Origin of the sequence: Thalassospira lucentensis (assembly GCF_001613805.1) — a bacterium.
In the GTDB taxonomy this organism is placed as follows: domain Bacteria; phylum Pseudomonadota; class Alphaproteobacteria; order Rhodospirillales; family Thalassospiraceae; genus Thalassospira; species Thalassospira lucentensis_A.
In genome coordinates this window covers 1-12,253 of sequence record NZ_LPVY01000008.1, presented here as the reverse complement: position 1 = coordinate 12,253, position 12,253 = coordinate 1, and the positions used below count along the sequence as shown (strand labels likewise).

Genomic DNA, 12,253 nt, shown 5'->3' with positions numbered 1-12,253 from the left:
TATCTGGTGCGCGAATCAGAAGTCCGTTTCGCATCCGCAAAACACAATAAAGCAGGAGATGCCCCGTGCTGGCAGGAAAGAAGGGCCTTATCGTCGGAATTGCCAACGACAAATCGATTGCCTATGGCTGTGCCCGAATTTTCAACCGGGAGGGTGCAGAGCTTACGATCACGTACCTTAATGACAAGGCCGAAAAGCATGTCCGACCTTTGGCAGAAGGACTCGGTGCCCCGATCATCACCCCGCTTGACGTTCAGAACGAAGATCAGATGGATCGGCTGTTTGGCAGGATCGCTGATCAATGGGGGAAACTGGATTTTGTCCTGCATTCCATCGCATTTGCCCCCGGCGATGACCTGCATGGGCGGGTGATCGACTGTTCACGCGACGGCTTTCTGACCGCAATGGATATTTCGTGCCATTCGTTTCAGCGACTGGCAAAACGTGCCGAACCATTGATGATTGATGGCGGGGCACTATTGACCGTCACCTATATGGGGTCGGAACGGGTTATTGACCATTATGGGGTCATGGGCCCGGTCAAGGCCGCGCTTGAAAGTGCAACCCGATACATGGCCGCCGAACTTGGCCCGAAAAACATTCAGGTCCATGCGATTTCACCCGGCCCCCTTCTGACACGCGCGGCATCGGGCATTGCCGAGTTTAACACCCTGATGAATACGGCCCAAAGCCGATCACCGGGACGCAGGCTTGTTACCATTGACGAGATTGGGGAACTGGCAGCGTTTCTTGCCAGCGACCGGTCACGCGGGATTACTGGCGACGTAATCCATGTCGATGGTGGCTATAACATCATGGGCTAGGGCCGGAAAACGCCGCTGCTAACCGATGGCACTGTCTTCGAAGACGATATTGCCCTCGGTGAAATCGGCAAGATCGGCATTTTCGATCAGCACGCCATAGTCATAGGGACGGCCATCGCTGAAATCGACATACAATCCGGCGTCTGTTTCTTCGGCGTGGGCGATGAAGTCGGAAAAATCGTGGATGCCGCTTTTTTCCTGAAACTCGCTTCCAAGCTGAAGCCTGTCACCATCGGGGCCGGTTTCAAAATCGGCAATCCGGTCGCGTTCGGCACCGCCTTCGAACACCCGCCACAAAAACGTGTCGGGGCCATCATCCTGCGGATATCTGTCACTATTGCCGCGCAGGAAATCGTTGCCATCGCCACCCTCGATGATGTCGTGACCATTTCCACCGTGCAGCACGTCATGCCCGTCCTCACCACGCAGAACATCATCGCCAAAATGCCCCTGCAGGACATTCCGACCAGCATCGCCGATCAACAGGTCATCATGGATTGTGCCGTAAAGATTTTCGATATCATGGACAACATCGCCTTCGGCTTCGCCGCCCTGAAAAACACCGGTTTCAAGGTTGATCGAAACGCCGCTGTCCCCATTGTAGCGCAGTGTGTCGCTTCCAGCACCGCCGTCGACATAATCAGCATCGGCACCGGGGCTTAGCATATCATCCCCGTCACCCCCCAACAGGGTATCCTCGCCTTCGCGCCCCGTGAGGGTATCATTCCCGCTTCCGCCCAGAAGGGTGTCATTGCCGGGATCATTGCCAAGATAATCACCATACAGGAAATCGTCCCCGTCACCGCCCAGCAGCAAATCGCTGCCGCCACGCCCCCACAGCACATTACTTTCGGCATCGCCAATTAAAGTATCGTCGAACGGACTTCCTTCAACCACTTCGATACCAGCAAGCCGGTCACCTTGTGCCTCGCCGCCATGACCTGTTCCATCCTGAAGATCAACAATGACGCCTTCTGTTGCGGTATCGGTATCGTAGTTGGCGCTATCACGTCCGCCGGGGCCACCGTCAAGCAAATCCGCTCCCGGCCCGCCTGTCAGCTCGTCATCCCTGCCAGCTCCATAAAGCTGATCATCTCCGGCCAAGCCATAAATCGTGTCATTATCACCTGATCCGACAAGGCTATCGTTGCCTTCCGTTCCTGTAACGACCGCCATGGAGTCCTCCTGCAACTGACAACATCAACTGCAGATTTAAATACATATTCCTGCGCGCATCAATATTCGTAAAATAGAATGAAATATAAACTTGAATTATACAAAATGGCCATTTTCAAAAAATGGCCGTAACGCGCTTTAATACATGAAATATTAGAAATTATTTTTCCGTTTTCCGGATTTTATTGCGTCATCTGCAAGCGGAGCCGCTTTTACAATTTGCTTCTGAAATGCCAGAACCAGCTCTGCATCGGGATCCGGTGCGCTGGCAGCAAACAAATCTGCCGTGTCGCCGCTATTGATCGCAATCATGCGCTTTTCAGTTTCGGCCTGGGTCTCAACACGCCCGTCGGAAACCAGATGCCGCAAATCAAACCCGGCACGTTTGAGCGCCGGCGCGATCAGCAATGTGCGATGGCAATCCAGCGGATCCTTTTCCGCGCACATCAGGCAGATGCGGTATTTGCCCGCCCCCGATATCAGACGATCAATCCCGGCTTTGAATTCCGGGCGTGCTGCCATCAGGTCGTAGCTTAGCCGACCATCGGGATACAATGACGGGTCCTGCGGCTTTCCGCCCAGAACATCCCCCATGAAAACGTAGGCAATACCGTTCTCGCGCAGGAACGGGCCAAAGGTATCGGCATCAAACGCCTTCCAGTAATTCGATCCCCTGAAAGTCCGGATATCGGCCACTGCCGTGATACCCTGCCCCTTTAAAAGGGCAAGCAAACTGTCCCGGTCATGCCCGGCATAACCGACGGTCCAGATAATGTTTCCGGTACTGGATGATGAAATGATCTGTCCGTTCATCGGATCAAGACACGGTAAATCTCAGCAGAACTCAAGCCCAAAAACACCCTGCAAACAAAAAGCCATCCCAAAGGATGGCTTTTACCGGAATGCTTCCGAATATCAGATGCGATAACGTTCCGCAGGTTGCCCATTCATGAATTGCGGCCCCATCGCCTGACGGGTGGCTTCAAGATTTTCCCAGACATCCGCCGCAGGCAGAGACGGAATTGTTATCATCTCTTTTCGATCAAAGCCTACCAAAGCGGCATCGACAAGATCAGCAACTTCCATCACACCGGGTACCTCATCGATATTTTTACCGGCATGGTCCCAGATTTCGGTGCGGGTCGCAGAAGGCAACACCGCCTGCACATAGATGCCGGTGCCCGCATACTGGTTTTGCAATCCCTGCGAGAATGACAAGACATAGGACTTTGTCGCACCATAAATCCCAAGACCAAATTCCGGCACAAGCGCCAGGACCGAAGTGATATTCACGATTGATCCCGCGTTCTGGGCAACGAATCGCCGGGCAGCAGCATGCGCAAGCCGGGTCACTGCGGTGACATTCAGGCGGATCAGCCAATCAACCTGATCCACATCCTGTTCCGCAAAGGCACCAGACAGGGTTGATCCAGCGTTATTGATCAAAAGATCTATTGCAGCGTCTTCTTGCAAGCGGTGCTCAACCCGCGCGAGGTCGGCACTGTTGGTCAGATCAGCAACCATCACGTCAACCGACACACCTGTTTCTGCCCGCAGCCGGGCAGCAAGCTGGTCAAGCCGTTCAGCATTACGGGCAACAAGAACAAGATCATGACCGCGTTTTGCAAGACGGTCAGCATAAACAGCGCCAATGCCTGTCGAAGCACCGGTAATCATAGCAGTCGTTACTTTTTGAGCCATAGAAGCCTCCTATCAGGGACTACCGCCCCACACATATCTGATCGTGTAGAAAGGCGTAATCATTATGTTCATCATGAATAATATTTATGATAATGATCATGAATAGGCAAGCATGAAATTTGGGAGACCAAAGTGAAGGTCAGTCGCCAACAAGTCGCAGAAAACCGCAGCCAGATCCTTGATGCTGCTGCACGGATGATTCGGGAAGAAGGGCTGAATGGTATTTCGGTCGCCAAGGTCATGCAGGCCGCAGGCCTGACCCATGGGGGTTTTTATGGCTATTTCGGCTCAAAAGACGACCTTGTCACTGCAACACTGGACCATATCCATGGCGTGAATGGCACCAACAGCAGCGCCGATATTACAAACCTTGCTGATTATGCCACCGAGTACCTGAGCCGCACCCATCGCGACAACCCGGGTCAGGGCTGCGCATTTGCCGCGATTGGATGTGAAGTTGGTCGCAGTTCCGCTGACAGCCGTGCCGTCCTGACCGATGCAACCCGGCGTCAAATTGAAAAGCTGAGCACTGTTAACGATAACAAGACCGCAGAACCTGCGGAACGGCGGCGTGAAGCAATAGGCAACTGGTCGGCGATGGTTGGTGCCGTGATGCTGGCCCGTCTGGTCGATGATACCGAACTGTCAGACGAAATCCTGGACGAAACACTTCATTGGATTACGAGCAAACCGAAATAGGGGATCAACCGGACATCCCAAGCCAAGGTTGCCAAAAGCAAAAGGCCGCCCCGAAGGACGGCCTTTGAACTTTCATCATGGAGCGGGCGAAGAGATTCGAACTCTCGACCCTAACCTTGGCAAGGTTATGCTCTACCCCTGAGCTACGCCCGCATCATCATGAAAGCATGATGAGGAAACCACCTGATGGAGCGGGCGAAGAGATTCGAACTCTCGACCCTAACCTTGGCAAGGTTATGCTCTACCCCTGAGCTACGCCCGCATTCATCAGTATTTCCTGCCCCTGTGGAGCGGCGCGGATAATAGCCCAACAAAACGTGATTGCAACCCTTTTTTCCATCAAATCGCCACCACATCCAAAATGGCGGTTTTCCTTGACTTTTTACCCTTAAAACAGGGAAATCACGCCAACATGCTGCAATTTGCGTCCTAATTGCAATCTGACCATCTTCGCGCGACCCAGCCAGAAGGAAAACAGGATGAGTGATCCATCAACCGCACTTTTCGATTATCTCGAAAATCTTGGGATCGAAACCCGCACGCACGAGCATGTGCCGCTGTTTACGGTCGAGGATTCGCAAAAGCTGCGCGGGGATCTCCCGGGCCTTCATTCCAAGAACCTTTTTGTCAAAGACAAGAAGGATGCCCTGTGGCTTGTCGTGGCAGAGGAAAATACCGAAATCCGGATGAACCACCTGCACAAGACACTGGGTTGCGCGCGGCTTTCGTTTGGCAAACCGGAACTGCTGCTTGAAACGCTTGGCGTCATTCCGGGATCGGTCACACCCTTTGCCCTGATCAACGATCATTCGCGAAAGATCAACTTCGCCCTGGATGCGAAGCTGGCCAACGGAGACATTCTTAACTTCCACCCCTTGCGGAATGACAGAACCACGACAATTCAGTCTGATGACCTGCTTCGATTTGTCACCAGTCTTGGCTACGAAATCAGAATTATCGATTTTGATGAAAAAATAGATTCGTTCTGATTCCGCACAAATGCTCATAAAGCCTTTTACCGCGAAACATTAAACTATAAGATTTTCCTAATGTTATGCAGAAGCCTCTTGTCGAACGGCGGTTGAGGCATCATCTAGAATTCAGAATTAGTGAGAAAACGATAATGTCTATCATTCTTGACGCCACCGCCCCGAATGCCGCCCCCACCGCTGGACAGGACAAAGACCTGATCAAGGACAGCGGCATTGAGACCTTTGTCCAGGACGTCATCGAACCCTCGATGGAAGTCCCTGTTGTCGTCGATTTCTGGGCCCCCTGGTGTGGCCCGTGCAAAAGCCTGACGCCAACCATCGAAAAGGTTACACGCGAGGCTGGCGGGCGCGTAAAGCTGGTCAAGGTCAATATCGATGAAAACCAGGAACTGGCGATGCAATTGCGCATCCAATCGGTTCCGACGGTCTATGCCTTCAAAGGCGGCCGCCCGGTTGACGGTTTTCAGGGCGCGCAGCCAGAAAGCGAAGTCCGTGCCTTTTACGAGCGCCTTGCAGGCGGCCCGATCGAAAGCCCGATTGCTGCAATTCTGGAACAGGCGGCTGCCGCACTTGCGGATGACGACCATGAAACAGCACATGGTCTTTATGTTGGCGTTCTTGAACGTGAACCTCAGAATGAAACAGCGATTGGCGGCATGATCCGCTGCATGGTCGCAATGGGAGAAGTTGAAGAAACCCGCCATTTTGTCGACAACATGGCCGAAGCAGATCGTCTGAAGGCACCGATTGCATCTGCGATCAGCGCGCTTGAACTGGCGGAAACCGGTTACAGCAAGGAAGACCTTGATGTCGCACGCGCAAAAGTCGCCGCCAATCCGGATGACCTGCAGGCACAGTTTGATTTGGGCATGGCCTGCTTTGCCACCAACAAGCGCGAAGAAGCCGTCAACGCCATGATTGCGATCATTCGCAAAGATCGCAGCTGGAACGACGATGCCGGTCGCACCCAACTGATCAAGTTTTTCGAGGCATGGGGCCCAATGGACCCGGCCAGCGTTGCGGGGCGCCGCGCACTCTCGACGGTTTTATTTTCATGAGCATATGCGGTCCTTTCGATCCCAGTTTTTCGGATCTTCCAGATACATTACCGGTCTTTCCGCTAAGTGGCGCGCTTCTGCTGCCGCGTGGCCATCTGCCGCTTAATATCTTTGAGCCGCGTTATCTGAACATGATCACCGATGCCCTGGGGCAGGACCGCATGATCGGCATGGTTCAGCCACGCCCGGACGGGCGCAATACCTATTACATGGACCCGGACAATCCACCGGTCTTCCAGACCGGCTGTGCCGGTCGCATCACGGCATTCAGCGAAACCGATGATGGTCGTTTCCTGATCACCCTGACGGGTGTCTGCCGGTTTAACATCGTCGAAGAACTTCCGATGCAGGGCGGCGGTTATCGCGCTGTTCGCGGTGATTTCACCCCGTGGAAGGATGATTTGCTGTTGCCATCGCCGGATTTGAAACCGATTGATCGTGACCGTCTCCGGCAGGCACTGGAAAGCTATTTCGCCCAGCATTCATTGCGATCCTGCTGGGATACACTTAGCGATACCGACGATGAAATGCTGGTAACGGCCATCGCAATGGGCTGCCGACTGAGCCCGCTTGAAAAACAGGCTTTGCTCGAATGCGCAAGCCTGTATGATCGCGGCGATATGCTGACAACCCTGCTGGAAATGGCAGCCCACCCACGGGCCCCCCAAACCGCCAGCAACTAAACGTAATATGAAGGCCCAGAACAATGACCGCGACTCACAGCCCGGTAGACCCGAAACTGCTTGAAATCCTTGTTTGCCCGGTCACCAAAGAGACACTGGAATATAATCGCGAACAGAACGAGCTGATCAGTGTCAAGGCGGGCCTTGCATACCCCATCCGCGACGGCATTCCGATCATGCTGCCTGATGAAGCCCGCGTCATCGAAGACTGATTGTGACGGTTTTCATGTCGGAAGACAGCTTTACCCCGCGCTTCAGCCCGGTTGAAATCAACTATCTGCGTGACGACCATATTCTGGAAGTCGTCTGGGATGATGGGCTGACATCAAGATTCAGCGCCGAACTGCTGCGGGTCGAAAGCCCGTCTGCCGAGGTTCAGGGGCACCATCCGTCTGAAAAGAAAATCATCCCCGGCCGCCGTCATGTCGGCATCATCGACATCGTTCCGGTCGGGAACTATGCCGTGCGCATCACATTTGATGACCTGCATGATAGCGGCCTTTATAGCTGGCAGTATCTGCGCGACCTTCATGCCAATCAGGATCAGCTCTGGGCCGATTACCTTCGCGCCCTTGAAACACGCGGCCTGTCACGCGATCCCGTGCGCCGTTAAGGCAACAGGCTCCCTCTGATCCGGCCCATAAGCAAAAACGGCCCTGCCATGTGACAGGACCGTTCTTGGGATCAGACAACAAACCGGAAAGTTTGCCGTCGGCAGTGATCAGAAGCGGTAACCGACGCCGATACCGAAGACCCACGGATCAAGATGAGCTTTAGAAGTAGTTGCCCCATCGATCGTAACCTTCGTATCCAAGAAAATTTTCTTCACATCCACGTTCACTGACCAAGGACCGGAAATCGCATAGTCGAAACCAGCCTGGAATGCATAGCCGAATCCATCGTCATATTTGACCGAATTGAACTGCCCTGGCTTAGAGTCATAAAAGAAGGTGTAGTTAATGCCTGCACCAAGATATGGGCTGAATCGCTCATCTGGCAGGAAGTGATACTGCGCAGTCAAAGTCGGCGGCAAGAGCCTAACGCTACCAGCATCAAGCCCAGGATTTTCCCAGTTCAGGTTGTGTTGGGTCGTTGCTGCAATGAGCTCAAGCGCGATGTTGTCGGTGATAAAGTAAGAAAAATCGACCTCAGGAACGACATCATTATCCAGCGTACCATGTCCAGAGCCAACATTGTGGTCATAGGTATCTTCGTCTGGCACCATACCGATAACGCGGCTACGAATGAGAATGTCACCCGCCTGTTTCGTTTTAAACTCTGCTTCCTGCGCCTGTGCGCCGGTTGCCGCAATCATCATCGTGCCGACAACAGCACAGCAGGCCACAGTGGCCATCAATTTCCGGGTAAGTGTCATGTTTATCCCCTGCATTCAAAAATACGTCACGGGGACACTGCGCCTTCGCAAACGCGAAAAGCTTGACTCAAATCAACATAAGCCGATGAAAAGCGACACAATTTTGAATTGTTTTTAACTGCGCACAGATAACCAAACCAAAAGGCGATCTTTAATTCCTAAAGATCGCCTTTTGGCATCGATCACTATCTTGGGTGGGGGAAGATTAAAGCGGCTTGCCCTGCATCAAGCGTGGCAGAGTCCCCGCATACCCCATGGCGTGCGACATGAAGGTTTTCTTGAGCGGCGGGATTTTCTGCACAACGGCAAGTCCGATATCGCGCGCCCAACGCACCGGTGCAACATCATTGGAAAACAGCCGATTGGTCACATCGGTCACCGCCAGCATCACCGTGTTGTCAAACCGGCGCCATTGTTCATATTCAGCCAGAACATCCAAACCACCGATATCACGACCGATACGGCGGGCTTCGACAAGAATTTCGGCAAGCGCGGCAACATCGCGTATGCCCATATTAAGCCCCTGTCCGGCAATCGGGTGCATGCCATGGGCCGCATCCCCGATCAGGGCAATGCGCGGATCGGTGTAGCGATAGGCGTGCTGCAGACCAAGCGGGTAACAGAAACGCGGACCGATGACTTCAAGATCGCCAAGATAACCATCAAACCGTCGATGCAGTTCATCGACAAAGGTTTCCTCGTCCAGATTAACGAGATAATTGGCAAGATCGGTTGTTTCGGTCCAGACGATCGAACAGCGGTCGTCGGTCATCGGCAAGATCGCGAACGGGCCGGCGGGCAGGAAATGTTCCACGGCAAGGCCGTTATGGGGCACCTTGTGCTTCACGGTACAGACCACGGCACTTTGCTTGTAGCTCCATTGGTAGGTCTTGATACCTGCCCATTTGCGCAACATCGAATTGCGCCCTTCGGCCCCGATGGCCAGTGAGCCACGGATAGACCGGCCATCTGCCAGTGTCACCGTCATACCACCCTGATCACGTGCGATGGTTTCAACACGTGCCGGTGCGATCATGTCAACCAGATCGGTTTCGGCAATCGCCCGATAAAGCGCGCCCCGCGTAATCAGGTTTTCAACAATGTAGCCCAGCGGCTGGTTTCCGACATCCTTGTGATCGTAATGAAGGAATAGTGGGCTTGTACCATCGGCAATCCTGATATCAAGGATCGGCTCGGCCTCGTCTGCCATGTATTTCCACGCACCAATGACATCAAGCACCGAGCGGGAAGCCGCAGCAATCGCACAAGTGCGCCCGTCATAATTGGCCGTAAGGATGGTTTTCGGATCAGCATAATCGATCACAACCGAACGCAGGCCGCCATGCGCAAGCGCAAGCCCCATCGCAGCACCATTCAGCCCCCCGCCAAGAATGATGACATCGGTCTGAATCTGTTCCTGCTGAGCAACCATTGTGACACCTTTGCTTTCCAAGCCAGCCGGACAAAGTCACCTGACTTCTGACCGGAGAATCCATTTTCGACAGTTTTTACGCAAATCCGCCATCGAAAGATGTATCTGATTTAACCCCTCGCGATCCCGGCCACAAGCCAGAGCGATAAATTGATGCCGGATATCACAACGTCAAAGCAGATCAGCCGGGAAAAGACCGGGAATCGTATCTGTTGAATGTTCCGAACCATGGCTATAGCGATCCCGGTATTACATCGCCTTGACGTAAAACAAGTTTTTCGGATCGCTATAGTTGATTAAAATTTATGCACAAATTTTAAACAGCGCCAAAATCTATGCACATTTTATATTCTTCGCCCTATTCCATCCTTGGCGAAAAATCACCTCTTAACCATAATTAATCATTTAATTTCAATTTGTTAAAAGATGATTTTTGAATCTGGCACGATTCTTGGTTTGTAGGTTGCGACTGCGAAATCGTGATTACCACGTCGGTACTCAACGGATATGCCGGGAGGTCGCAATATTATGAAACTCGTTACTGCTGTCATTAAGCCGTTCAAGCTCGATGAAGTTCGTGAAGCGCTTAGCGCGCTTGGCGTTCAGGGCCTGACGGTCACTGAAGTCAAAGGTTTTGGCCGCCAGAAAGGCCAGACTGAAATTTATCGTGGCGCTGAATACATGGTCAGCTTCCTGCCGAAAGTGAAGCTGGAAGTCGCGATCACGGATAATCTGGTTGATCAGGTTGTCGAAGCCATCACCAAAACTGCTCAGACCGGGAAAATCGGGGACGGAAAGATTTTCGTTCTTGATGTGAGCCAGGCGGTACGTATCCGCACGGGTGAAACCGGCGACGACGCCCTGTAAGTCCAGAGACAAGGGGAGACATTATGAACATTCCGATGAAGAAAACCGGCTTTGCCGCTCTTGCCGGGGCCGCTGCGCTGGCAATCACATCACCGGCCTTTGCTCAGGACGCGGGCGTTTCGGCCGAGACCCAATACATCCTCAACACCTTCAGCTTCCTGTTTAGCGGTGCGCTGGTGATGTGGATGGCTGCAGGCTTTGCCATGCTGGAATCCGGCCTGGTTCGCACCAAAAACGTATCGACCATTCTTTTCAAGAATATCGGCCTCTTCGCTGTTGCAGGTATCATGTATTACCTGATCGGCTACAACCTTATGTATATGGACGTTTCCGGCTGGATCGGTTCGCTCAGCCTGTGGAGCGCTGATGACGCTGCTGCACTTGGTGGCGATTTCTCCGGCGGGTATTCGGCGACTTCCGACTGGTTCTTCCAGATGGTGTTCGTTGCAACCGCAGCTTCGATCGTTTCCGGTACCGTTGCCGAACGTATCAAACTGTGGCCGTTCATGATCTTCGTCGTTGTCCTGACCGGTGTTCTGTATCCGATTACCGGTGCATGGACATGGGGCGGTGGCTGGCTGTCGGAAATGGGCTTTGCCGATTTCGCGGGCTCGACCATTGTTCACTCGGTTGGCGGCTGGGCTGCCTTGACCGGTGCAATCATCCTTGGTGCACGTAAAGGCAAATACGGCGCGGACGGTTCGGTTCATCCGATGCCCGGTTCGAACCTGCCGCTGGCAACACTTGGTACCTTCGTTCTGTGGCTCGGCTGGTTCGGCTTCAACGGTGGTTCGCAGCTCGCAATGGGTTCTGCTGCTGACGTCATCGCGATTGCCAACATCTATGGCAACACCTCGATGGCTGCTGCCGGTGGTGTTGTTGCCGCAGCAATCCTGACCCAGATCCTTTACAAAAAGGTCGACCTTACCATGGCACTTAACGGTGCACTGGCTGGTCTGGTCTCGATCACTGCCGGTCCGGACACCCCGACCATCGGTTCCGCCATCATCATCGGCGCCATCGGCGGTATTCTGGTTGTTGTTGCAGTTCCGCTGCTCGACAAACTGAAAATCGACGACGTTGTCGGTGCTGTTTCGGTTCACCTTGTTTGCGGTATCTGGGGCACCATGGCGGTTCCGTTCACCAATGACGGTGCATCGTTTGGTGTTCAGCTGACCGGTGTTGTTGCGATGGGTGCCTTCACCATCATCGCATCGGCAATCGTGTGGCTGATCCTGAAATTCACAGTTGGCATTCGCCTTAGCGAAGAAGACGAAGCACTGGGCAGCGATGCTGTCGAGCTTGGCCTCGAAGCCTATCCGGAATTCGGTAAAGGTTCGCAGCGCTTCTAAGCGATCAGATTTCCTGACGGGTGCCATGCCTGCATGGCACCCTGCCTGTCAGACCGACTGACCCGCCTTGGGATATCCCAGTGGCGGGGGGTTT

At 53.4% G+C, this 12,253-nt stretch carries 14 protein-coding genes and 2 tRNA genes; 9 read left to right on the top strand and 7 right to left on the bottom strand.

Features of this window, described 5'->3' with window-relative positions:
• Nucleotides 1-65 precede the first annotated feature (65 nt).
• The gene (gene fabI / locus AUP42_RS08635) at nt 66-824 is read left to right on the top strand and encodes an enoyl-ACP reductase FabI (protein ID WP_062950949.1); all 759 of its coding nucleotides are present in this window, start codon (nt 66-68) and stop codon (nt 822-824) included.
• 18 nt (nt 825-842) lie between these two features.
• Here fabI and AUP42_RS08630 read toward each other — a convergent pair whose 3' ends face one another.
• The 3 genes from AUP42_RS08630 to AUP42_RS08620 all read right to left on the bottom strand — a co-directional run bounded on the left by AUP42_RS08630 (nt 843) and on the right by AUP42_RS08620 (nt 3,701).
• A complete protein-coding gene (locus tag AUP42_RS08630; RefSeq protein WP_062950947.1) occupies nt 843-2,000 on the bottom strand; it encodes a calcium-binding protein in 1,158 nt (385 codons plus the stop codon).
• Between the two features lie 153 nt (nt 2,001-2,153).
• Nucleotides 2,154-2,813: a DUF488 family protein gene (locus tag AUP42_RS08625; RefSeq protein WP_062950945.1), complete on the bottom strand. Its 660-nt coding sequence runs from the start codon at nt 2,811-2,813 to the stop codon at nt 2,154-2,156.
• A 102-nt stretch (nt 2,814-2,915) separates the two neighbouring features.
• Nucleotides 2,916-3,701: an SDR family NAD(P)-dependent oxidoreductase gene (locus tag AUP42_RS08620; RefSeq protein WP_062950943.1), complete on the bottom strand. Its 786-nt coding sequence runs from the start codon at nt 3,699-3,701 to the stop codon at nt 2,916-2,918.
• A gap of 132 nt (nt 3,702-3,833) precedes the next feature.
• On the opposite strand from AUP42_RS08620, the gene AUP42_RS08615 reads away from it, so the two are divergent.
• Nucleotides 3,834-4,400 (top strand): TetR/AcrR family transcriptional regulator, encoded by a 567-nt coding sequence (locus AUP42_RS08615; RefSeq protein ID WP_062950941.1) that lies wholly within the window; start codon nt 3,834-3,836, stop codon nt 4,398-4,400.
• Between the two features lie 78 nt (nt 4,401-4,478).
• On the opposite strand, the gene AUP42_RS08610 is transcribed toward AUP42_RS08615, so the two are convergent.
• Together AUP42_RS08610 and AUP42_RS08605 are read right to left on the bottom strand one after the other, a co-directional pair.
• Nucleotides 4,479-4,553 (bottom strand) — tRNA-Gly (locus AUP42_RS08610).
• 34 nt (nt 4,554-4,587) lie between these two features.
• A tRNA-Gly gene (locus tag AUP42_RS08605) sits at nt 4,588-4,662 on the bottom strand.
• A gap of 217 nt (nt 4,663-4,879) precedes the next feature.
• Between AUP42_RS08605 and AUP42_RS08600 the strand changes: the two genes are divergently transcribed.
• From AUP42_RS08600 to AUP42_RS08580, 5 genes are all read left to right on the top strand, one after another.
• Entirely contained in the window at nt 4,880-5,389 is a 510-nt protein-coding gene (locus tag AUP42_RS08600) for a prolyl-tRNA synthetase associated domain-containing protein (RefSeq protein ID WP_062950940.1), read from the top strand.
• A 134-nt stretch (nt 5,390-5,523) separates the two neighbouring features.
• Nucleotides 5,524-6,450 (top strand): thioredoxin, encoded by a 927-nt coding sequence (trxA, locus tag AUP42_RS08595; protein WP_082824714.1) that lies wholly within the window; start codon nt 5,524-5,526, stop codon nt 6,448-6,450.
• The gene (locus AUP42_RS08590) at nt 6,447-7,133 is read left to right on the top strand and encodes an LON peptidase substrate-binding domain-containing protein (RefSeq protein ID WP_062950939.1); all 687 of its coding nucleotides are present in this window, start codon (nt 6,447-6,449) and stop codon (nt 7,131-7,133) included. The genes trxA and AUP42_RS08590 overlap by 4 nt, the downstream gene beginning before the upstream one ends.
• 23 nt (nt 7,134-7,156) lie before the next feature.
• Nucleotides 7,157-7,345 carry a Trm112 family protein gene (locus tag AUP42_RS08585; protein ID WP_062950936.1) on the top strand — a complete coding sequence of 63 codons (189 nt, stop codon included), beginning with the start codon at nt 7,157-7,159 and terminating at the stop codon, nt 7,343-7,345.
• A 14-nt stretch (nt 7,346-7,359) separates the two neighbouring features.
• Nucleotides 7,360-7,746: a gamma-butyrobetaine hydroxylase-like domain-containing protein gene (locus tag AUP42_RS08580; RefSeq protein ID WP_062950933.1), complete on the top strand. Its 387-nt coding sequence runs from the start codon at nt 7,360-7,362 to the stop codon at nt 7,744-7,746.
• Between the two features lie 108 nt (nt 7,747-7,854).
• On the opposite strand, the gene AUP42_RS08575 is transcribed toward AUP42_RS08580, so the two are convergent.
• Nucleotides 7,855-8,508, bottom strand: a complete 654-nt coding sequence (locus tag AUP42_RS08575) for an OmpW/AlkL family protein (RefSeq protein WP_062950930.1) — start codon at nt 8,506-8,508, stop codon at nt 7,855-7,857.
• A gap of 205 nt (nt 8,509-8,713) precedes the next feature.
• Nucleotides 8,714-9,940, bottom strand: coding sequence for a UbiH/UbiF/VisC/COQ6 family ubiquinone biosynthesis hydroxylase (locus tag AUP42_RS08570; RefSeq protein ID WP_062950928.1), 1,227 nt, complete (start codon nt 9,938-9,940; stop codon nt 8,714-8,716).
• Nucleotides 9,941-10,468: 528 nt separating this feature from the next.
• Here AUP42_RS08570 and AUP42_RS08565 point away from each other — a divergent pair.
• Complete coding sequence (locus tag AUP42_RS08565; RefSeq protein WP_007088725.1) at nt 10,469-10,807, top strand: P-II family nitrogen regulator; 339 nt, start codon at nt 10,469-10,471, stop codon at nt 10,805-10,807.
• A 23-nt stretch (nt 10,808-10,830) separates the two neighbouring features.
• Nucleotides 10,831-12,159: an ammonium transporter gene (locus AUP42_RS08560; protein WP_062950926.1), complete on the top strand. Its 1,329-nt coding sequence runs from the start codon at nt 10,831-10,833 to the stop codon at nt 12,157-12,159.
• Nucleotides 12,160-12,253: the final 94 nt, after the last annotated feature.